This window comes from Rhodococcus sp. 05-340-2 (genome assembly GCF_002258915.1).
GTDB lineage: Bacteria > Actinomycetota > Actinomycetes > Mycobacteriales > Mycobacteriaceae > Rhodococcoides.
This window is the reverse complement of the sequence record NZ_NOYU01000026.1, coordinates 1-19,804: the sequence shown is the minus strand read 5'-3', so window position 1 is coordinate 19,804 and position 19,804 is coordinate 1. Positions and strand designations below refer to the sequence as shown.

The 19,804-nt window shown below is 65.2% G+C and carries 22 protein-coding genes; 10 read left to right on the top strand and 12 right to left on the bottom strand.

The genetic code is table 11. The features are described from left to right. The first annotated feature begins 29 nt into the window (after positions 1-29). Positions 30-818: an NBR1-Ig-like domain-containing protein gene (locus tag CH271_RS14195; RefSeq protein ID WP_094629900.1), complete on the top strand. Its 789-nt coding sequence runs from the start codon at positions 30-32 to the stop codon at positions 816-818. Positions 819-972: 154 nt separating this feature from the next. Continuing rightward, positions 973-1,716, top strand: coding sequence for an Abi family protein (locus CH271_RS14190; RefSeq protein ID WP_094629901.1), 744 nt, complete (start codon positions 973-975; stop codon positions 1,714-1,716). 22 nt (positions 1,717-1,738) lie between these two features. Here CH271_RS14190 and CH271_RS14185 read toward each other — a convergent pair whose 3' ends face one another. Together CH271_RS14185 and mobF are read right to left on the bottom strand one after the other, a co-directional pair. Beyond that, a complete protein-coding gene (locus CH271_RS14185; RefSeq protein WP_141214650.1) occupies positions 1,739-2,992 on the bottom strand; it encodes a hypothetical protein in 1,254 nt (417 codons plus the stop codon). A gap of 449 nt (positions 2,993-3,441) precedes the next feature. Beyond that, complete coding sequence (gene mobF / locus CH271_RS14180) at positions 3,442-8,004, bottom strand: MobF family relaxase (RefSeq protein ID WP_094629903.1); 4,563 nt, start codon at positions 8,002-8,004, stop codon at positions 3,442-3,444. Positions 8,005-8,218: 214 nt separating this feature from the next. On the opposite strand from mobF, the gene CH271_RS14175 reads away from it, so the two are divergent. The 6 genes from CH271_RS14175 (at position 8,219) to CH271_RS14150 (ending at position 11,066) form a co-directional block, all read left to right on the top strand. Further along, the gene (locus CH271_RS14175) at positions 8,219-8,521 is read left to right on the top strand and encodes a hypothetical protein (protein WP_094629904.1); all 303 of its coding nucleotides are present in this window, start codon (positions 8,219-8,221) and stop codon (positions 8,519-8,521) included. Positions 8,522-8,943: 422 nt separating this feature from the next. Next, on the top strand, positions 8,944-9,462 hold the full coding sequence (locus CH271_RS14170; protein WP_094629905.1) for a hypothetical protein: 519 nt from the start codon (positions 8,944-8,946) through the stop codon (positions 9,460-9,462). Continuing rightward, a complete protein-coding gene (locus tag CH271_RS14165; protein ID WP_094629906.1) occupies positions 9,459-9,794 on the top strand; it encodes a hypothetical protein in 336 nt (111 codons plus the stop codon). The genes CH271_RS14170 and CH271_RS14165 overlap by 4 nt, the downstream gene beginning before the upstream one ends. After that, complete coding sequence (locus tag CH271_RS14160; protein WP_094629907.1) at positions 9,791-10,171, top strand: hypothetical protein; 381 nt, start codon at positions 9,791-9,793, stop codon at positions 10,169-10,171. Before CH271_RS14165 ends, CH271_RS14160 begins: the two co-directional genes overlap by 4 nt. A 19-nt stretch (positions 10,172-10,190) precedes the next feature. Then, a complete protein-coding gene (locus tag CH271_RS14155) occupies positions 10,191-10,703 on the top strand; it encodes a hypothetical protein (RefSeq protein ID WP_094629908.1) in 513 nt (170 codons plus the stop codon). A gap of 150 nt (positions 10,704-10,853) precedes the next feature. Then, a complete protein-coding gene (locus tag CH271_RS14150) occupies positions 10,854-11,066 on the top strand; it encodes a hypothetical protein (protein ID WP_094629909.1) in 213 nt (70 codons plus the stop codon). 84 nt (positions 11,067-11,150) lie between these two features. Here CH271_RS14150 and CH271_RS14145 read toward each other — a convergent pair whose 3' ends face one another. From CH271_RS14145 to CH271_RS14135, 4 genes are all read right to left on the bottom strand, one after another. Continuing rightward, a complete protein-coding gene (locus CH271_RS14145) occupies positions 11,151-12,008 on the bottom strand; it encodes a hypothetical protein (protein WP_094629910.1) in 858 nt (285 codons plus the stop codon). 85 nt (positions 12,009-12,093) lie between these two features. Continuing rightward, entirely contained in the window at positions 12,094-12,690 is a 597-nt protein-coding gene (locus CH271_RS14140) for a DnaB-like helicase N-terminal domain-containing protein (protein WP_094629911.1), read from the bottom strand. Between the two features lie 90 nt (positions 12,691-12,780). Then, a complete protein-coding gene (locus CH271_RS29315) occupies positions 12,781-12,912 on the bottom strand; it encodes a hypothetical protein (RefSeq protein ID WP_254924082.1) in 132 nt (43 codons plus the stop codon). A gap of 27 nt (positions 12,913-12,939) precedes the next feature. Next, a complete protein-coding gene (locus CH271_RS14135) occupies positions 12,940-13,182 on the bottom strand; it encodes a glutaredoxin domain-containing protein (RefSeq protein ID WP_008719967.1) in 243 nt (80 codons plus the stop codon). A 481-nt stretch (positions 13,183-13,663) separates the two neighbouring features. On the opposite strand from CH271_RS14135, the gene CH271_RS28870 reads away from it, so the two are divergent. Then, complete coding sequence (locus CH271_RS28870; RefSeq protein WP_170944875.1) at positions 13,664-13,834, top strand: hypothetical protein; 171 nt, start codon at positions 13,664-13,666, stop codon at positions 13,832-13,834. A gap of 183 nt (positions 13,835-14,017) precedes the next feature. Here the strand turns inward: CH271_RS28870 and CH271_RS14130 are convergent, their stop codons facing one another. Then, complete coding sequence (locus CH271_RS14130; protein WP_094629912.1) at positions 14,018-15,028, bottom strand: DUF4192 domain-containing protein; 1,011 nt, start codon at positions 15,026-15,028, stop codon at positions 14,018-14,020. 48 nt (positions 15,029-15,076) lie between these two features. Next, positions 15,077-15,217: a hypothetical protein gene (locus CH271_RS28865; RefSeq protein ID WP_155289314.1), complete on the bottom strand. Its 141-nt coding sequence runs from the start codon at positions 15,215-15,217 to the stop codon at positions 15,077-15,079. Positions 15,218-15,772: 555 nt separating this feature from the next. Between CH271_RS28865 and CH271_RS14125 the strand changes: the two genes are divergently transcribed. Next, a complete protein-coding gene (locus CH271_RS14125; RefSeq protein WP_094629913.1) occupies positions 15,773-17,698 on the top strand; it encodes an ATP-dependent nuclease in 1,926 nt (641 codons plus the stop codon). 118 nt (positions 17,699-17,816) lie between these two features. Here the strand turns inward: CH271_RS14125 and CH271_RS28860 are convergent, their stop codons facing one another. The 4 genes from CH271_RS28860 to CH271_RS28855 all read right to left on the bottom strand — a co-directional run bounded on the left by CH271_RS28860 (position 17,817) and on the right by CH271_RS28855 (position 19,510). Next, the gene (locus CH271_RS28860) at positions 17,817-17,981 is read right to left on the bottom strand and encodes a hypothetical protein (RefSeq protein WP_155289017.1); all 165 of its coding nucleotides are present in this window, start codon (positions 17,979-17,981) and stop codon (positions 17,817-17,819) included. Between the two features lie 85 nt (positions 17,982-18,066). Continuing rightward, the gene (locus CH271_RS14120) at positions 18,067-18,411 is read right to left on the bottom strand and encodes a hypothetical protein (protein ID WP_094629914.1); all 345 of its coding nucleotides are present in this window, start codon (positions 18,409-18,411) and stop codon (positions 18,067-18,069) included. Continuing rightward, positions 18,408-19,259: a hypothetical protein gene (locus CH271_RS14115; RefSeq protein ID WP_094629915.1), complete on the bottom strand. Its 852-nt coding sequence runs from the start codon at positions 19,257-19,259 to the stop codon at positions 18,408-18,410. The genes CH271_RS14120 and CH271_RS14115 overlap by 4 nt, the downstream gene beginning before the upstream one ends. Before the next feature lie 86 nt (positions 19,260-19,345). Beyond that, on the bottom strand, positions 19,346-19,510 hold the full coding sequence (locus CH271_RS28855; protein WP_157226197.1) for a hypothetical protein: 165 nt from the start codon (positions 19,508-19,510) through the stop codon (positions 19,346-19,348). Positions 19,511-19,804: the final 294 nt, after the last annotated feature.

Here is a 19,804-nt window from a genome sequence, read left to right as displayed (position 1 = left end):
CTCGCGCGACGCCAGGGGGGAGCACCGTCATGGACGAGGGTAAGAGCACGCGTGGGCGGGGTCGGCCACCGAAGAAGCTCGATCCACCCACCGATGCGCTCGGACGCTTCGCCAATCACGTGCGATCGGGACGTGCGATCGCGGGCTTGAAGCAGACCGAGCTCGCGGAGCGGGTGGGGTGTACACCAGGAAGCCTCAGCCAGATCGAACGCGGCATCCTGCGTCCGAGCCCAGCGTTGGCCACGGCGCTCGATCAGGCTCTCGGCTGGAACGGCTTGCTGCTGTCTCTGTTTCGTGATGCCCAGGAGGAAAAGGACCGAAAGACCGCTGACCGCATCGGCCGCTCCCACGACCCGACGACCGGAGCGCTGTCGACCGAGCTCACGCCTGCGGATCTACACCTCGAGCCCGGGGATGTGTCTCTGTGGGTCGCCGACATCACGATTCCGGACGGGACACTGATGGCTCCCGGCGAACGCTTCACGAAGATCTGGCGCGTCCGAAACGGTGGATCGGTCCACTGGGAAGACCGCTACATCAAACGGATGGGCCCTCTCGGCGGTTCCAGCCAGGTCGCAACCCCCAGCCTCACGCCGATCCCCGACACCGCACCCGGTGAACTCTGCGACATCGCAGTGGAATGCAAAGCCCACGTGCTGCCCGGGAGCTCGCAAGCCAATTTCAAGATGAGTGACGCGCACGGCCGCCTGTACTACCCGAACACCACCCCGGAAGGCGTCTTGTTGGCGATCACGGTCGTAGAGGGACTCACTCCCCGCTCGGCCGCCGATGGGTCACGCGACGTTCGGGGACTGTGAACCGCCAATTGCACCGTTCGAAAGAACTCAACCCCGCCACAGAGTGGCGGGGTTGAGTATGTTCAAGGGTCACGCAACTGCGGACGATTACCACCTTTAAGATAACCGATGATCCGTCAGCCTTCGGCGGAAATGCTAGCAGGCAGGAGCACGGGTGACAAGCACGGCCGCAGGCGAGGTGAACCTGGACTTCGTCTTCGAGTCGATGCCCCACGCTCGGATGCAGAAATACCTGGACGCAGCGGGGCACCGCAAGGTCGAGGGTGCGCTCGATCTGTATCGATGGAACCTCAAGGCGTCCACAGCGTTGTGGGAGGTGATCTGTCACGCCGAGGTGACACTTCGCCATGCGATCGACATCTCGCTCAGCGAGCGGCACGAGCAGCTGCGCAGGGAAGACGATTGGGTCTTTTACGCGCTGGAAGTCCCTGAGGGTACATCGGAAATGGGCAGTTGCTTCGAGGACCTGTCCAAGGCGTACGGGAAGCTGAAGAAGCGGGTCGGCAAGGGCAAAGGCGGGTTCGAGAGAGTCGCGGACATCGGCGCGGATGACGTGATTGCTGCTGTGGACTTCGGGTTCTGGAAGTTCATGGTTTCGGGAGACAAGGAAATAAAGTTCGGGACTCGAATCAGGCGAGGCTTCGACAACGCGCCGCGCGGCAAAACTAGCAACGACATGGCGTTTCTGCGTCAGGTGGTCAACCCACTGCACACGGTGCGCAACAGGATTGCCCACCACGAGCCCATCTGCTTCGAATCGGGCAATTTCATCAAGAACAAGTTCGACAATGCCATCGCGCTGATCGGCTACTTCGACGACAACCTTCGTGACTGGGCGAGAGATCAGTCCGCCCTCGACCAGATCCTCGAAACAAAGCCGTACATGCGCCGGAGATGACCTGGACCGCCTCTGGACTTCCTCATTTCCCCAACAAACGTTCGGCCACGCGGTCGTCGACCGGCAGATCCTCCAGCCAGAGCGGCACGGGGTACGCAAGGCGACTCAGGACGACGTCGACGGCATCGGTTGCGAAGGGTGCCGTCACCGAGTCCGGCGGCGGTGGATAGATCACTCGGTAGGGCACTTGCTCGTCGGACTCTTCACCTGCCGGAATCAGATTCCGCGAGGGATTCAACTTTCCACGTCGGCGGTTCGGCATCGGGTCGAATACATCGATCAGCCCGAACTCGTCCAGAGCATGGATCGCTTCCAGGTAGGTGTCCTCGCTGAGTCCATAGCGTTCCCATCGAATCGTTTCTCCGAGGGCCACGCCGATGTCTTTTTTCGACGAGCGCGGCTGCCCCTCCATACGCTGGGTGAATTCGACGATTGCCAGGAAGGTGGCTATCTCGCCCGGTTCGAGGACGAGGTGCCAGCCGCGGGCGAAAAATGCGCGCGGTACGCGCACGGTCTCGGGACTGCGCCTTTCCGCCGGCACTGTGTACCGTCGACCGTTTCCGGCCTCGGAGTTCAGAATCCAGTTCTTGAACCTTCCCGCCACCGGGTCCGATCCGGTGTGCACCAGCCCGACATCGTGCAGCACGGACAGCGCCCGGTTCAGCGCCCGACCTCGTTCGCGATTGATTCGAGCAGGTGAAGTTGGTTTGACATGAAGACCACAAAGCTTCCACCACGCCGCGAGCTCCGGTTCGCCGAACACGTTGGGGTGCTTGTTGACGAACGTCTTGCCGGCCTCGAACTCGAGGTGCGCTACGTAAATCGCCGACATCAGAACCCTCAGTGCCGAGTTCTTACGGTTGATCAAGCGGGTGGACGCAGGTCGGGTGTCCAGATCTGTTGAGCGAACATACTTCTCGCCGGGGGCGCGAAGAGGGCGTTTCGGATCGAGTCGGACGAACGGAGTCCGGATTCTGACGTCCTCGAACCTGACGTCTTCGTATTGGCTGCCGAGGCCGAGCAGGCTGTATTCCTTGGTTGCTGCTTTCACCGCGTCCTTGCGAGCCAGCAGGGCCTCGCGACGAGCGGTCCTGCGCGCCTCCCATCCCTCGAACACTGCTTTGTTGTACTGCTCCTGACGCGCGAGTTTCGCCTGTTGCTCCGCGGTGAACTTTTGAGCGAACACCCGTTTGGGGATTGCCGACGGCTCCCCGGTGTCGGTAACGTCGCTGTTCTCGGGCTCGCCGAGATCCTCCGATTTCGCCATGTCAACCATCAGATCTCCTCGAATTAGTACCGATGTAGCCGGTGCTGCGGGAACCGGACATTGCAACGTTAAAGTAGATAAGAGTAACGGGGCTATGTCCGGCCAGCCTAGACCCGGTGACCGGCCACCACGGTACTCCGAGCGGCGTGCGTGCAGCTCCAGAGCCCGCCACAGTTGTCTGCATGAACAACACACCGAACGGATCGAACGACGATCCTGACCAGGCCGGACGGAACCTCTTTCCGTCACTGACGACTCCTGCCGCATTTGCAGTTGCGGGACTTATGGGTGCGACCGCTACGTACTTCTCGCGGGACCCATCCATTGGAGCAACGATCTTCGCCGCCGTACTGGGTGCTCTGACGAGAAAGTAGCCCACGGCGTGTATGAGGCCGTCCGCGTGGCGGGCGGCCTCACACGCGGTCTCACCGATGGCCACGAGTGCGACCGGCCCGCGCTTACAGCCGCGGGCCGCGCCGCTGGTGTCCGTGTTCGATGTTCTGCTGCGCGATGGTGTGGTGGTGCTCGATGTTCTCGGCCTCGCGCTGTAGTCGCTGCTGTTCTTCGTGCTCGTCGCGTCGTTGCTGCTCAATGTGGTCGTGCAGGGTGTCGATGTTCGTGTGGACGGTGTTGTACGGCGCGTGCTCGGCCCGGTTCTCGGGTCGGTCGCCGGCGATCGAGGTGGTGTCGGTGATCTGGTAGCGGTCTCGGTAGGCGGCGATCTCAGCGGCGGTGCGATTCCATTCGGCCGCGAGGGCGTCGTCGTCGGGCCGCTGTTCGAGGTGGCGGGTGAATTCGAGGTCCGGGGTCGAGGCCGGGTCGGGGACGGCGGCGATGCGGTCGACGGCGGCGGCGTGCTCGGCGGCGATGTCGTCGTATCGGTTGTCGAGTTGCTCGCCTAGGACGGGATCGACGAGGTGGGCGTCGAGGTCCGGTGACGGCACCCAGTGCGGTGCGTCCTGGTCGACCGGTGTCCGGTGTGTGGGCGCGATGTCGTCGAGTGCGTCGACGATGCCTCCGGCGAGGACGCCGGGGTGTGTGGCGGTGTGGATGTCGCGGCACAGCTCGTCGAGGTCGTAGCCGCCGTGTGCGGTCAGTTCCCGCATTCGGGCGATAGCGGTGTTCCACCGGGGGTCGTCGCTACGTGCTGCGGTGGCCATCGCGATCGGGAAGTGCTCGCGCATCGTGTCTTCGTGCTCGGCGAGCCACCTGGTGTTCGCGCGTTCGGCCGCGTCGGTGACGGCGGGTACGAGGTCTTTGATGAGGGCGCGGGCGGTGACGTCGTCGCCGCGTGTGGTCAGTTGCTGGGCGTGCCAGGCGAGAACGTTCTCCGGTGACAGTCCCGCCAGCGCTGCGGTGCGCAGGTGTCGGCCGAGTCGGTGCACGCCGGGTTCGGCGATGAGGCGTTCGGCGGTCGCGGGTTCGAACGCGGCCTGGATGGGGCGCTGGACTCGTGCAGCGTCGAGTTCGGCGTGGGCAGCGTCGTAGTCGCGGATCCGTCGGCCGATGCCATCGGTTTCGGCGGGTGCCGGCCGAACGGTGGTGTAGCGGTCGGCGACGAGTCGGGCGTAATCGTCGAGCTCTTTGTCGGTGCCGGGTGTGCGCGGCGGGAGCGGGGGCAGCTCGTGTTCCGGTCGCCCGGTAGCGCCGGCCACCGTGTCGGTGGTGTCGGTGGTGTCGGTGGAGCTGCGTGCCTCGATGATCCGTGAGTTGAGCACTCTCGCGACGTCGCGTGCGGTGTGGAGCTCGCCGGCGGCGAGTGCGTCGACGAGGACGTGGCGGGCGCTGTCGCCGCGGTCGTGGATCTCGGCGAGGGTCGCGCGCAGTGCTGCGAGGCTTCCGGGGTGTTCGGCTTGCGCGGTCGCCAGAAGCGCTGCCGGGAGTGCCCGGTCGAGGACGGTGTCGAGCCAGTGATCACGAAGCCGGGTGTGGGCGGCGAGGTATGCCTCGCGGAGCCGGTCGGGGCTGTTCGCGTGTTCGGCGGCGTCGCGTATCGCGGTGATGGCGGCCTTGTGGCCGTTGTCGTTGGCGAGGATGCCGGTGAGGACCTCGCGGGAGTTCGGGGTGTCGATCTCCGAGAGGTGCATTCCCTCGGTGTCGAGTGTGACGCCCGGTTCGACGGGCACGTACAGCTCGTTGTTGGTGCGCCCGCGGGTGGCCGCGACATAGAGCCCGGCCCGGTCTGTGGTGGGGCTGAGCGCGGTGTGGGAGGTGTCGACGGTGATGCCTTGGCTGCGGTGCACGGTGGCGGCGTAGCCGAGTTCGGTCAAGCCGGACACGTAGTCGGCCGGCAGGGTGACCGTGCCGTCGTGGGTTTTGCTGCGGACGGTCAGCGAGCCGTCTTTGCCGACTGCGGTGACGGTCCACAGGTCACCGTTGCGGACGAACATGTTCCGTCGCCGACCACCCTTGGTGCGCAGCCACCGTGCGTTCTTGCGGGTGAGGACGGTATCTCCGACCCCTGCGGTGAGCTCGTCCGACAGCTCGGCGGTGCGGCGGGACTTCACCGTTCCCTGGCTACGGAAGTGCTCTTGGATGGCGAGGTTGACGGTGCGGACGTCCTCGCCGGTGGAGAGCATGACGAGCGAGGACTTACCGGCTGCGATGTCGGCGAGGTACGCCCCGGCGGCGGCGTCCTTCATCTCCGCGGCAGTGCCGGTGTGGACCCATCCGCGTTGGTAGAACATCTCGAGACTGGCCGGGTCGCCGTGCCGCAGATCGAGCGAATTCTCGGCCTGTTCGGTGTCGCTGCCGAACCGCACAACGGTGGTCAGTTCGGGCGCGCGAGTCTCTTCGGCGAGCAGCCGCAACGCACCGCCCGTTTCGACGGCGTCGAGCTGGTTCGGGTCACCGAGCAAACGCACGACCGCGCCTTTGGCTGCAGCGATCTCGGTGATGGCGGCGAGGTCTTTGGTCGAAGCGAGGGAGGCTTCGTCGACGAGCAGCATCGCACCGGGGCGAATGTCGATCCGGTCGGACAGGGTCAGGGGTTCGTCGCCGTTCTTGCCTCGCCACGGGTAGGTCAGGGTGGCGAGAGTGTGCGCGGTGACCCCGATTTCCTCACCGAGGGTTTCCGCTGCGACGGCCGACGGTGCGAGTGCGATGACCTGATATCCGGCCTTCTTCCACGTGTCGGCGACGGCCTTCATGGCGGTGGTCTTGCCGGTGCCGGCCGGTCCGATACCGACCGCAACAAGGGTGCCGCTACCGACGAAATGTTCCGCGAGTTCACGTTGCCCGGCGTTGAGAGTGCGTCCGTCCTTGCCTTTCGCGGCGGCGGTGATGACCTTGTCGAGCGCGGCCTGCGGAGCGATGTAGGCGACCGGGGTCTGTGCGGCGTCGAGCAGGGAACGTTCTGCGGCGAGGACGGTGTGCGAGGTGTGCAGGGCGGTGCCGGGGCGGGTGAGGATGAACTCGCCGTCGCGGCGGCGCAGCGCCGTCGGAGCTTCGGGCAGCTCTGGGAGCGGCATGTGTACCGATGTTGCGAGGACACGGTCGATCACGGCGGCAGTGGCGGCGCGCCGTGCGGTGTCGTCGGTGAACGCGACGGCGGCGAAGTTCGCATCGACGGCGGAGTGGACGTGGGTGATCGCCCAGTTCGATCGCTTGTCTTCGAGGCGTTCGAGCACGCGCTCGACCTCCTCGTCGAGGGAATCGAGGGTGCGCATGTGCTCGCCGACCTCGCGCACACCGGAGGCGTGCTCTCGTTGGACCTGTTGCCACCCCGCGGCGAGGGCGTCGACCTCGCGTGGGGTGCCGAGGATCTGCGCGGACCGGGTGAGCCAGGCGTTCTGCATCTCGCGCAACGTCTGCGGTTCCTGCTTGCCGGCGCGGGTGTCGAGGTTCGCCTGTTGGTAGAGCGAGTACATCGCTTTCGGGGACGGCATCCGGCCGTGTTCGGCGCGGTACTCGGCGACGAGCTGGTCTCTGCGCGTTTCGATCTGACTGCGGCGTGAGGAGAACATCTCGCACAGCTCACGCGGGACCTGCTCGATTTCGACGACGTCCTGCCGGCCGTGACCGGTGGAGCGGGCAGCGAGGGAAAAACCGAGTTCGGTATGCAGCTTGGACATGATGGTGGCGTTGTAGCGCTGCGAGGCCGGCACCGCGTACCGGTGCAGGATCGACCCGTCGAGGGCCCGCCATTTACCGTCGGATTCGGTGCAGACCTTGATCGAGACGACGGCGTGGGTGTGCAGGTTCGGATCCCCGGCGCGGGAGTCGTAATGGTCGTAGAGGGTCGCGACCAGACCGGTGGTGTCCTGGACTTCCTGGCTGGTGTTGCCGGTACGGGTGAAGCACGCTTCCTTCTCGATCCAGCCGAGGGCGTCGGTGACGGTCTCTTTGTGGATGCGCTCGATTTCTCGGCGGGTCCCGTCGTCGGCGAGCGCCCACATCACCGACACGCTTTTCGGTGGGGTGAACACCAGGTCGTAGCCGGCCACGGGCTGGCGGACGCGGGACTTCTGCGCGCTGATCCACGAACGGAGCTCGCGCTGATCTTCCGGCGGGCGGCCGTGGCCGTCGGTGAACAACCGGGTACCGACCTCGTCCATGATCTGCTGCGACTGCGCTTTCGACGGCGCGTGCCCGTGCTCCCTACGGAACTCCCCCACCGCTGCCTTGTGCTCGCGGAGCAGTTCGATGTCGTTGGAGAATTCGGGGAACTTACGGCCCAGGCGGGCTGCTTTGAGCGCGGCCTTCTCGTTCGCGCCCTTGGTAATTGAATCTTCGATCAACGCCGAGGCGTTCGGATGCAGCCCGCTACCGAACAACGCTTTCATCTGCGGCTCGGACACCTGCCCACCGCCGGTGATCGACGGCCCCGCAGTCGGGTCGATCCCGGCCTGCATCTGCTCCAGATTGTCCAGGCCCGCACCGAACCAGACACCCGGCGGTGTGCCGTGCGCGGTGTAGTAATCGGTCAGATCTTGGCCGTGCTCCCGTTCGCGGTCAGCGGTGGCCACCTGCTTGGTCAGGTACTCGTAGCCATCGCCCGCGTGCAGTACGTGGAGCGTCATCACACCGCCACCCTAGACGCCGCAGGCGGGCAGGCGGAAGGCCGGAACCCCCCAAAGTCTGAAATTCAGCAAGAGGTGTGTAAATCACCTAGGCTTTTGGCAGGCGAAGCCTGTGCAGTAAGGCCAAGCCCTCAGATGTCTTCGGCCAGGCCACAGACTTGGGGCGGTCGGAGCTGGGGTCGCGGGGGTCAGGAGATCGAGAGGCAACGGGGTCATGGGGTCGACAGGAGATCGGGTAGCCGCCCGTGAGCGGGGATGGCAGAAGGCCACCCGCCAGGCGGGTACAGCGGTGCGGGAGCGCGAGAGGGCGGCGCGGCGATTCGTTGCAGCGCGGGCACAACGGGACGCCGCCGAACAGGTGATGGCTGCCGAGTTGGAACGGCTGTCGACGTCAGAGGGATCTGTGCCCCGTGCGGCGGAGCTAGTCGGCGTGGATCTGGTAGAGGCCGAGCGGCTGATGTCCGCACGTCAGATCGTCAGAGCTGTTCCTGAGAGCGATGACTCGACGTCGTCGTGAACACCCCACTGTCGGAACCTCGACGGGACCACCGGACGAGCCCTCGCCCGCCGGTCCCACGTGAGCACCGTATGGGTGCGATGTCCCCTATCTGTGTGTCCGGCCCCGATTGTGGGTGCCTGAGATCGAGCGGAGCGGTGGGAGGAATCTCGGGCATCCACATGAGGATGAAGGCCGGTGCACAGTTGGGGGCACCGCACCCGATCCCCTCCCTCGTCGATGACTCCCCCGCCGGGCCGTGCACCGGTCGGGCAGGTAGGTCGTCTCGTCCGTCCGCTGTCGTCTGCGACGCCTGGGCGGTAGAGTTTGCAGTGCGTTCTGGCGGTGCCGTGTGGGCCCTCCGCCGAACGTTGATCACGTGCACCCTCACCGACTCTCCCCGTGTCTGCGGGCGGTCGGTTCGACGAGAAAGGCCCACACACATGACTGTCACCCCGTTGGACAAGGACGCGATCCGCGCGGCCGCCGAAGCGGCGATCAACGAGCGCATCGCGAAGGTCGAGGCGATCACCGACGCACAGCAGAAGGTCGTCGAGGCCGAAGCAGACGACGCGAAAGCGCGTACGGCCGCCGACGCGGCGATCAAGGAAGCCCAGGCCGCGAAACGGTCCTCTGCCAAGTCCGTCGAGAAGGCCAAGGACGCGGTCACTACCGCGTTGCGGGCCGCGCTCGACGGTGGATGGACGGCGCAGCAGTTGCGGGAGATGGGGTTGACGGTGCCGACCTCTGTCATCGCGTCCCCGAAGCCGGCCTCGACAGGATCGGGACGCAAGAAGCGGCCGGTGCGCATCGGTGTTGCGAGCACCGCCACCGACGCGGACAAGCCCGGTTCGGGCGAGTCGCCCGACGCCGCTACTCCCCCGCATACCGACCCCGCACCGAACTCCGAGACACCGCCTGCGGCGCAGGAGTTCGCCTCCGCCGGGCAGGGTGCGCAGTGAGCGCCCTCGGCGCGCTCGGCGTCGTCGTCTCGAACTCCGTCGGGCCCGACCCGTCGACGTTCGCCGCGTCGATCGCCTACGCCGACAGTGCCGGTGAGCCGGGAGCACCGGTTGCGTACGGCGAGTTCTTCACCTTGCTCGACGCAACCCAGTTCGTCGTCACGCAATGCTGGGTACTGGCGATCACCCGCGAGCAGGAGCACCTCGCCGCGACGATCGTGCGCGGCGGTCCGGTCGACACCGGACTGCACCTGCTCGATTCGGCCGGGACGCCGACGGAGATCTCCGACGCCGTCGGACAGCTGTTGATGGATCAGGCGGGTGCGCGATGACCGGCAACCACCCTGAGACGGACCTGAGCGAGTCCGATGTGTTGGAGCTCGACATCCTTGCGCTGCTGCAAACCGCGGAGGCGAACGAGGCGTTCGACACCTACGGCCCTCTCATCACCACGCGGACCGCGCCGCAGTTCGCGGACCTGTTGCGGATGATCAACGCTCTCGCGGCCGGCGGCGACTTCGAGTCGGCGATCGACGCGGAAGTGTTCGCGGCCGTGCGCTCCCCCGTCGACATCTCGCGGTTGGAGAAGTTCGGAGTGTTCGACACCTCGGACCCAGTCCTCAAACTCACCGCCGTGCAGACGCTCCGGACGATCCACGACGCCGAGACAGAACCGGTAGAAGCACAGTCGCCGGGAGACGTTAGGTGATGGTCGGCGGGCCGGGTCGGTGCCGGAACCGTTAGGTATCGGCGGGGCAACAGAACTCACGCGGTTCGAGCGCTACATCGTGCGCGGCCCGCACGTTGATTCGTGTGCGATCTGGGTCGGCGCGGTAGCCGATGACGGGTACGGCCGGTTCTGGTTGATGCGCGATGGCCGGCAGCGGGTGGTGCGCCCGCACCGGTACGCGTTGGCGCGTGCGCTCGGTGTACCGCTCACCGACGAGGTGACGGCATTGCACCTGTGTGACAACCCGATCTGTGTACGAGTCACTCTCGACGAGGACACCCGCGTTGGCGGGGTGCGTCACGTCGTCGACGGGACGCAGTCACAGAACCTGCTCGATATGGGAGCCAAGGGCCGCGGGGGTGGCCGGCGTCAGCGCGGGCTTTGGTACGGGCCCGATCGGGTCGCGAGAGCGGCGCGGTCGCGGCGGCTGCGCGATGCGGTGCGCGGTGGGTGGGACGAGGGCGCTGTGCGTACTGCGTTGCTCGATGAGGCTTCCCCGACGCTGTTCTGACTCCCGAACGTGTGTGGGCGGTGATGGCCGGTCGGTTGTGGCACCGACTGTGTCGGTGGGTGGGTGTGTACTGACAGCCAATCGAAGACCGGTCGCGTCGAAACGTCTGCGCGAGTGAAGGACACGAGGAACGAAAGGGGTGGGCTGGAGATGGCTGTGTATCTCGTGGCCGCTGCGATCCTGGCGTACGTGGTGTTGCGGTCCGGACAGCGAGCGGACGGCACGTGGAAATTCGCGCCGTTGCGCGCGACGGGAATGCTCGCCAGTGGTGTGTTCCGGATCGTGGTGTTCGTGGCCGTGTTCGCGTTCGCGTTCGCGCTCGGTGCATTGTTCAGCTCCGGTCGCAGTACGTTCATGCCCTAGCCTGCGTCCTTCTCGGCGACAGCGACTGCCCGACAGATGAACCCCCGCCATATTGTGGTCGGGGGTTCGATCGTTCCAGGGGTTCTACTGGTGGGGCCAGCCGCGGACGAGCTTGTCGGTGCTCGCGTGCACGGCGTTGAAGGCGTCGACGAGGTACGTCAGCCACGACGCTGCGGTCTCCGGGTTCGGGACCAGTGTGGAGGGGACGGCGTTCTGTTCCTCGTCGGAGAGTTCGTTGAAGTCGGCGGGGTAGTCGGTGGTGTCACCGTCGACGATGTTCGGTGCGCCGTCGATCTCATAGGTGATCACGAATTCGAGCTCGTGCCGGTTCGGGGCGGTGAACTCGGCCGACAGTGCGAGCTCGCCCCACAGTCGCCGGTCGTAGGTGACGGCCCCGGAGTTGATCGCGGCCTGCAGCAGCCAGTGCGGAGTCCACAATGCCTGCGCGCTGCCCGGTTCGGGCCACTCGAAGTCGTCGTCGAGCACGTCGGCTTTGGCGAGGTCGAGGGTGAGCAGCGGCGCGGCGGCCGGCGCGCGGGTTCCGTCGGCGGTGGGTGCGGTCATGGCCGGTGCCTCCAGGGTGTCGGTGTGGGTGTGGGTGACGATGAGGACACCGAGGTCGGTGCCGATGTTCGCACTGTCTCCGAGAGCGTCGAGCAGCCGTTCGGCCAAGGTTGCGGCGTCAGCGGCGCGGTAGGTGCCCAGGGTGCTCCACGTCGCGGCGTCGTACGAGGTTTCTGATGCCGAGCACACCTGCACAGTCAGCGCGCCACTACCGGTGGGGACGCGCTCGAGGTCGCCGGACGCGTCGACGACAGCAGCGATCTGCTCGCGGACGTGGACGGGCAGACCCGCATCGACAGCGGCACCGGTCGGGGGTGCGTTCGTGCGGTCCGGCGCGCCCTGTGGCGGCCGTTCGGCGTGCTCACCTGTCTCTGTCACGGTCCTCGTCTTTCGGTTGTGGCCAGCTAGCACCGTAGTGCCCTCGGCGTCGTCGATGCGCCCACCGGTGCCCGCGCGGGTTCGTTCAGGATGTCGGTGGTTGCCGAAAGCTGTTGAGCCTTTTGAACGCTGCCCGCTGCCGGATGCCGAGTTCGACCATGTAGTCGAACAGGTCGGCTTCGGGTGCTTCTTCGGCGGCCTGAGCCAGTCGTTGGCCCGCGATGTGGAAGCTGCGGCGGTAGGACTGGGACAGGACGTTGTCGGCGTAGTGCACGGCCGCGACGGAGTGTGCGCCGGCGGTGACGATGCCCATGAGGCGTTTGCGTAGCGGGGCGTCTTTGGCTCCGTCGGCTCCGGATCGGATGAGCGCACCGGTGACGGAGGCGAAGTCGTGGGGTTGGCCGGCGGTGATGAGGTCGACGATGTGGCCGTACATACGCGCGTGCGCGGGATCCTCGAAGTCCGCCGCGGTGAGCGTCCTGGTGATCCGCTCGACGTCGCTTCCATCGGCACTCTGGTTGCGCACATCCATCAAGGCGCACAGGAGCATCGCTTCGGGGTCGGTGGCCGGGTCGTACCCGGGTTCGACCGCTGTGTCGAGGTCCTCGACGGGTGCGAGGTCCGCGCGTGCCTGCGCTGCCGGGTCGTCGCCGGGTGTGGGGACTGCGCGTAGTGCGTTCATCGTCGGGCCTCGCGTTCGTGTCGGTGTCGGGTCAGAAGTCGTCGTGAACGGATATGGGATTACTAGCGGCCACGCCTTCGGGGGTGGTGGTCACGATGCGACTTGCTCGGCGTCGCCGTATGGGGTGTCGTTCTGTTCGGTGTCGCGCTCTGCTGCGAGTTCGGCATCGATCTGGCGGTCGATGTAGTCGGCGTCGGGGATGTAGGCGGGGACGAGGTGCATGGCGGTTCTCCTGTGTCGGTGGGGGTGTCAGGCTGCGAGTGCGTCGAGTCGGCCGATTCGGAAACCGGACCAGTCTTCGCGGTCACCGTCGCTTCGGTCGACGACCACGACGGGCGCTTGGAGGTAGCCGAGCTCGGAGGTGACGAAGTGGCGGGCGGTGTCGTCTTCGGTGATGTCGACGATTCGGTATTGGAGACCGTGCTTGTCGAGCCGTCGTTTCGTTGCATCGCATTGGTCGCAATTCGGTTTCGTGTACACGGTGATCGACATGGTTGCCTCCTTCTCGGAATTGTTCTATTGGCTTTTATTCTACGTCAAAAATGCCGTTTGCACCAGGTGTAGATATAGTCATTTACGTTGCGCTATAACGTTTTTCGGTGTTTTTCACTTACCCATTTCGATACCCGATGGGCCCGTCGAAAACGGGTGCGGATACGTGTATCGGGCTTCCTTTATTGCGTTCTTTTCGCTTCCGGGTGGCGCGGAGAAGAGACGGCGGCGCACGGCGTCGATGGTCAATGCCTGGCCGGTGCGAGTGTTCGCCGGGGAGCGCAGCGAGTGCGGGTCGGGCGAACAGTCGTGCTGGGCCCTGTGGGCCGGAGCGTGAGCGGAGTGAAGGGGTTGATCCGGGAGAGGACGGGTGATGCATTCTCGTTGCGCAGTCAGACGGATCGAAAAGAACCTCCCTCTCTCGGTGTCGCTGCACTCGTGGCGGTGGCTGTGTTCGTGCTGGTCGGTAGGGTGCTGGGGTATGGAGCGCTCGCGGATCGAACATGCCTTGTCCAAAGCTGTGGTGAACGCTGAGCCGCCGCCGTCGGATCTGGCGCTCGATGCGATCGTGGCCGGTGTTCGGGTCGAGGACACTCGTCCCGCCGCCGCCGAGGTCGATATGGTGTGGCCGGCCGATCCGACGTCTCTCTGAGCGCTGTTCCGCTCTTCCTCTGCCACGCCACCTCGCCGCACCCGCCGGCCCTCCTGTCGTTGCTGCGGGTGGTGCGCGTTTGTCGGTGTGAGGGCTCGATGCCCGATGCACCGGCCCCGCGCCCGCGACCTGGATTGCCGGGCGTGGCCACCTCGAACCGGTGGCCACGCTCGGCAGCGATCGTCAGGTGTAGCTCTGTACTGTGCCGATGTGGGCGGCGACGTAGTCGGGGGTGATGACTGCGCCGATCCCTCTGACCTGTTCCGGCGGCATTCCGGCGTTGAGGACGCGCAGGAGAATTCCCGTCAGGCTGGGCAATGGCACGTTGGCTCGTTCGGTGGTGCGCTCGGCGGCCTGCAGTGCTGCGTGTGCTGCTGCGCCGTCGCCGGTGCAGTACAGGAAGTAGGCGGCGATGGTGAGGGCGTTCGCGCGGGCGGTGCCGCGTAGCGGGGCGGCGATGCGGGTGAACGCGTCTGCTGCGTCGGCGTCTCCGTGGACGGACAGGGCCAGGAACGCGTCTCGGACTTCGAGGTGGCCGGTGGCCAGTGCCAGGCCGACGCGGGCGGTGAGGTCGGCGCTGGGGATTTCGCGGGCGTGGATGACGGCTGCGAGCTCGTCGAAGGTGACGGGTAGGAAGTCGGTGCCCATCGTGGCGGCGGCGGCGAGTGCGAGGGATTCGGGAATCTCGGTGGTGGGGGCGTATCGGGCCTCGAGGTCGGCGCGTGATGGGGCGATGACGGCTCCGTCTGCGGTGCGGGCGGTCGCGAGTTCGGTGGTGGCGGGGTCGGGGATGGTGCCGTCGGTGAAGCGGTCGAGGTCGGTGAAGGTGGTTCCTGCGGTGAGGCTGTAGGTGTGCAGGGCGCGGATGGTTCGGATTCCGACTGCGGCGAGCGCGTCGCGGATGGCGTCGAGTCCGAGCAGGGCTGCGCCTGCGTGGGTGGTGTCTGCGATGGCGGCGAGGATGACGGCGGTGACGGGGGTGTCCTGCCGGGTGAGCGCGTCGGTGATGATGCCTGCGGCGGCTTCGGCCTGGTGGGCGTCGACGCGGGCGGTAGGCGCGACCAGGTGCGAGCCGTTCCCGTCGTCGGCCAGGGCGATGATGACGACAGAGTTGTCGGGGGTGAAGCCGAGCAGGGCGGGGATGGCGGCGAGGGTGTCGGCAGCGGTGGCGAGGGACATGCGGTGTTGGGTCATGGCGAAAGCCTTTCGGTGTGTGCGGGTGTGGTTGGGGTAGCGCGGTTTTCAGTGGCGGAGTTCGCGGCGGGCGGTGCGGCGGTCGCGGCGTGCGCTGGCGCGTTTGACGGTGCGCCGGACTTTGCGGCTGCCGTTTCGGTGGACGATGATGTCGATTTCGTCGGCGGTGGTGGGGTGCTGTGCTCGCATGGTGACCTGTTCCTCTCGACTGGTGGCCGGACCTTCGCCCTGCCAATTTCTTTCGCCGTGGTGGCTGGGGAGAGAAACCAGCGCACGGGAACGACGGGGCAACCCTTCGGCCGGACAGTTTTCGTGGGAGCGCAGCGACTACGGGACGAAAAGTGTTCGGAGCCTTGGCCGTAGCGCAGCGGAGCGAGGGGTTGAGCCGGCGGGCACGGGTGATGGATGCTCGGAGAAGCCACCTACGTCGAAAGAAATTGATTCTTTTCGCTCTTTTGAGTGCGGAGCGAAGCGGAGTTCGGTTCGGTGCAGTCCGTAGGGGTGCGTGTGGCCCGCCAGGGCCTGCTTGTGAACGTGGCCGGCTTCGGGTGGTGGGACGCGGAACGCCGCCGGAGCTGGTGCTCTACGGCGGCGTGGTGTGGGGTACGGCTGTGAAGGTGATTGTGCGGGAGCGACGGAGGGTGACGACGCTCGGTGTCGCGGTAGCTTTAGTTTTGAGGTTGCCCCTTACCGGGGTCGACTCTGGGTAGCCTTGAGCACACTAATCGAGGAAGTGAGACTTGGGTGCGATTGAAGTCGGTCCGTATCAGAAAATTCAGGAACATCGTCGATAGCGGCGAGCTGCTTTTCGACGACTCACTCACGTGCTTGGTGGGTTTGAATGAGGCTGGCAAGACGAGCTTTCTTCAGGCGCTTCTCCGTATCAAGCCTCACGGCAAAGCGGAATTGGTAGTGAAGGACGACTACCCGAGGTGGTTGTGGAAGAAGGACCAGCGCGAGGACACTATCGGGTCTGAAAGTGCGATTTCGGCCGTTTTCGAGCTGGACGACGCCGACGTAACAGCCATGGAGGACAGGTTCGGCGCAGGTGTCATGGCATCGAGGACGGTAACCGTATCGCGTTGGTACAACGAGCCCCAAGCCTTCGTTACCAACCCGGCAAACGGGTCCGTCCTGGTCGCGGCGGCGCTGTCGAAGTTGGACATCTCAAACGAGGCCCGCGAAGCGTTCGGGCAGGCCAATAGTCTCGCCGCGGTACGGAAGGTCCTCGCAGAACTCGAGAGCAAAGACGGGTGGCAAGACGACGTCGCTGAAGTCAAAGCGGTGTTTGACGGCGACAAGAACCCGTTCGACCGGAGTCGTAACGCCATCTGGGCCCGGGTTCCGACCTTCTTCTATTTCGACGAGTATGCCCTGCTACCCGGCCGAATCAACATCGCCAGCTTGAATGGAGCCGATGCGATCGCATCCACCGGCACCCAGACCGCGCGGGCTCTGCTCAACCTTGCCAATACTTCCCCCGAGGAACTGGTTTCTGATGACTATGAAGACCGAAAGGCAGAGCTGGAAGCGGTCAGTGCAGATCTGACCGACGAGATTTTCACGTACTGGAAGCAGAACGCGAACCTGAGAGTGGCGTTCGATCTGGACAAGGACGTGCGACTCGTACCGACGAACAACGGGTACCCCGACAGCACTAGGGCCGAGATCGATCACTATCTCGAGATCCGGGTGGAAAACACCGAGCACCGATACACGTCGAACATCGACCGCCGGTCCCACGGATTCCAGTGGTTTTTCTCGTTCCTTGCGGCGTTCACCGAGTTCGAGGCGAAAAGTAAGGGCACAAATTTCATTGTCCTGCTGGACGAGCCGGGTCTGAGCTTGCATGGTTTGGCTCAGCGCGACCTGCTGACGTTTCTCAACGATCGTCTGGGTTCTGCAGTGCAGGTCGTGTACACCACGCATTCGCCATTCATGGTCGAAACCGATCGGATCGAGCGGATACGCATAGTGGAAGACAAGGGCAAGAGTGTGGGAGCGAAGGTCACACAAGATGTCCTAGGGGTCAATGACAACAGCTTGTTCCCGCTCCAAGCGGCCCTTGGGTACGACGCGACCCAGCACCTGTTCGTGGGTAAGGACAACGTTGCTGTCGAGGGTGCTAGTGACGTTGTGTTCCTGACTGTGTTGTCTGCTCGGATGGCCGCGACTGAACGCACGCCGCTCCATGCCAGGTGGAGTCTTCTGCCGACCGGCGGTGCGTCGAATTTGCCTGCATATATCGCCCTGCTCGGAGCCAGGACAGATCTGACCGTCGTGATGGATTCCGGTACCGAAGGTGGAGGCCGGATACAGGCAGCCTTGGACGCCGGGCGGATACATCGCAACCGTTTGATCAGAGTTGGTGAAGTAGTTTCGCGCACCCACGCGGACATCGAAGATTTATTCACTGTGGCTGACTATTTGACGCTATTCAACAAGGCCTACAACACCTCGATCACAGAAGCGAACCTTGAGGATCAAAAGGCATCACGGATTGTGGAGAGGCTCAAAGCACACCATGGCTCGTTTGACCACTATGGCCCCGCAGACGCTCTGATGCGCAACCCAGACCTCGTTGATGCCTTGAGTGCAGAGACTCTCGACAATTTCGAGGAGTTATTCAAGAAGATCAACAGTTCGCACCGCTCTCCCCGATCCCGTTGAGCCAGTTCGAGTCCACGCGATGGTGGCACCGGTGCGCCATTGATTAGGACTGAGCGAGAGTGGATTCACCTGCTGGCTGCCCGTTTGTTGATGGGGTGGCTGCTGCAGGGTTGGCCGTTCAGGTGGTGGCGGGTACGAGGGTGTCGGGTTTGACGAGGTAGGGGTAGACGCCGGGGCCTGGTGTTTCGTTTTCGACGAGGATGAGGCCCTCGGGTTGGATGTCGCGTACGACGACGATGCCGGGTGCTCCGGGTGCGAGGTGGTAGCGGTCGCCGATGTTCACGGTCTCTCCTGTGCTGCTGCGGTGGTGTGTGTTGATTGTCGGTGGTTGAGGTCGATCCTGATGGCTTCTTCGGTGGTGGTGTCGGTCATGTGATGGGTGTGATGGCGGCGGCGGGGCACCATTGTCGGTCGAGGTCGAGCCGTCCCATTTTGTTGCCGGTGGGGATCGAAAACGACACGCTCGCAAGCCAATCGCCGGTACCGGTCCGTGCCCAGGCGTACAAGGTTCCCTCGACAATGCTGTCCATGGCCAAGCCCTCGGCCCGGACTTTCAAAGGTGTGGTGTCACGGAATCCCCCGCCTCCGGATCGTCCGATCGCGAGCGCGACGTTCACTTTCACTGACCTCGGTGGGTCGACGATGCGGCGGGTGGGTGGCTCGAAGGTGGTGGGCCAGGAGTCGAAGATGCCGGCGGAGTTGTCGGTGGTCATTGCGCGGCCGCGAGTGGCCGGTGGACGGTGAGGTCGGCGGGTGCGGGTGTCCAGCGCAGACCGTGCTCGCCGAAGCTCGGGGCGGTGAGGGTGTAGCGGCCGGTGCGGTGTGGTGTTCCGCGGCCGTGGACGGCGGTTTCGAGGGTGATGGACTTGATGCGCCCACGGCCCTGTTCGATTCCGCCGTAGCCGCAGACGGTGGAGGCGATCGTGAGATCGATACCGGGCATGTGCCCGTCCGTCAGCAGCAGCACATTGGCGTGACGACGGTTGCGTGCGAGCAAAGCTCTTGCGCGCGTCGGTGGTACGTCTCGTCCGTGCACGGTGGTGACGACCAAATCCAGCCCGTCGAGACAGATCGAGGCGGCGTCGAGAGGATCCCCGGCCCCGGGATCGACGAGGTGGACTTTCGCGAGATCGCCGCCGTGTTCGTGGACGGCGAGCAGGCTCAGGCGTGGTTGGCCGATGAGGGCGACGTGGTGGCCGGCGGCGGATGCTTCGGCGACGAGCGCGATGAGCATGGACCCGGCGCCGGTGACGGTGATGGCGGTTCCACGGGCCAGGGCTCGGCGTGGGAGCAGTGCGGCGAGCGGCGGGGGTACGGGCATGGTCCGCAGGGTTTTGCCGCGTACAGCGCCGCTGAGTGGTTCCGGATCGTCGGCCTTGCCCGTGAGGTCCGTATCGCCTGCGATGGGCGCCGCTGGTTCGGGTGCGGTGATGGTGGGGAGTTCGGTGGGTGCGTGGTCGCGGCGGCCGCCGGGCACGGTGGCCATGCGGCGGCGCAGGACATCGAGTTGGGTGGCCTTGTCGAGTCCGGTCAGGTCGGGGATGGCGTCGACGGTGGCCATGGGGATCGACCTTTCGCCGTGCCGGTGGGAACTACCGTCAGACTATCGAACGCGTGTTCGACTGTCGAATGTGCTGGTGAGCAGGTTCAGCGGGGAACGACGCTGCCGTCGAGGTCGGCCGCGGTGAAGGTCCAGGCGAGGTGCCGATATAGCCGGAGGTCGCGTTTCACCTGGTCGAGGGCATGGGGCACAGCCGGGTGGTCGGGGTCGTGGCCTTCCGATCGGATGGCTGCGCGCTCGTCGTCGTCCATGTCCTATTGGACGCACGGGGCGGCGCGGCGGTTCCGGCAACAGTCATTTACTCGAATGACTGGACGAGAAGGTTCGGAGGCGCGGCGGTGGCCGCGTCGACGGGTCGTTTCGAACGAGCCAGGGCCACGCATCTGTGATGCGTGGCCCTGTTCGATGTTGGGTGACGGTGTTCGCCAGTGCGCCTCTCGGCAGGTGGCCGCTCGTAGCGGCTGATGGTTGGTACCCGGGGCATTGGGATCGAACGCCGTCGAGTCCTACAACGACAGTGCTGTCGGTGGTATTCCAGCCTGTGC

Coding starts and splice junctions, on each gene's coding strand:
- CH271_RS14135 (WP_008719967.1), bottom strand. CDS start 13,182: ATGTCGATCACCGTGTACACGAAACCGAATTGCGACCAATGCGATGCA.
- CH271_RS14195 (WP_094629900.1), top strand. CDS start 30: ATGGACGAGGGTAAGAGCACGCGTGGGCGGGGTCGGCCACCGAAGAAG.
- CH271_RS28870 (WP_170944875.1), top strand. CDS start 13,664: ATGGAGCGCTCGCGGATCGAACATGCCTTGTCCAAAGCTGTGGTGAAC.
- CH271_RS28865 (WP_155289314.1), bottom strand. CDS start 15,217: ATGCGAGCACAGCACCCCACCACCGCCGACGAAATCGACATCATCGTC.
- CH271_RS14140 (WP_094629911.1), bottom strand. CDS start 12,690: ATGAACGCACTACGCGCAGTCCCCACACCCGGCGACGACCCGGCAGCG.
- CH271_RS14170 (WP_094629905.1), top strand. CDS start 8,944: ATGACTGTCACCCCGTTGGACAAGGACGCGATCCGCGCGGCCGCCGAA.
- CH271_RS14120 (WP_094629914.1), bottom strand. CDS start 18,411: ATGACCACCGACAACTCCGCCGGCATCTTCGACTCCTGGCCCACCACC.
- CH271_RS14115 (WP_094629915.1), bottom strand. CDS start 19,259: ATGGCCACCGTCGACGCCATCCCCGACCTGACCGGACTCGACAAGGCC.
- CH271_RS14175 (WP_094629904.1), top strand. CDS start 8,219: ATGGGGTCGACAGGAGATCGGGTAGCCGCCCGTGAGCGGGGATGGCAG.
- CH271_RS14150 (WP_094629909.1), top strand. CDS start 10,854: ATGGCTGTGTATCTCGTGGCCGCTGCGATCCTGGCGTACGTGGTGTTG.
- CH271_RS14160 (WP_094629907.1), top strand. CDS start 9,791: ATGACCGGCAACCACCCTGAGACGGACCTGAGCGAGTCCGATGTGTTG.
- mobF (WP_094629903.1), bottom strand. CDS start 8,004: ATGACGCTCCACGTACTGCACGCGGGCGATGGCTACGAGTACCTGACC.
- CH271_RS14185 (WP_141214650.1), bottom strand. CDS start 2,992: ATGGTTGACATGGCGAAATCGGAGGATCTCGGCGAGCCCGAGAACAGC.
- CH271_RS29315 (WP_254924082.1), bottom strand. CDS start 12,912: ATGCACCTCGTCCCCGCCTACATCCCCGACGCCGACTACATCGACCGC.
- CH271_RS28855 (WP_157226197.1), bottom strand. CDS start 19,510: ATGGACGACGACGAGCGCGCAGCCATCCGATCGGAAGGCCACGACCCC.
- CH271_RS14130 (WP_094629912.1), bottom strand. CDS start 15,028: ATGACCCAACACCGCATGTCCCTCGCCACCGCTGCCGACACCCTCGCC.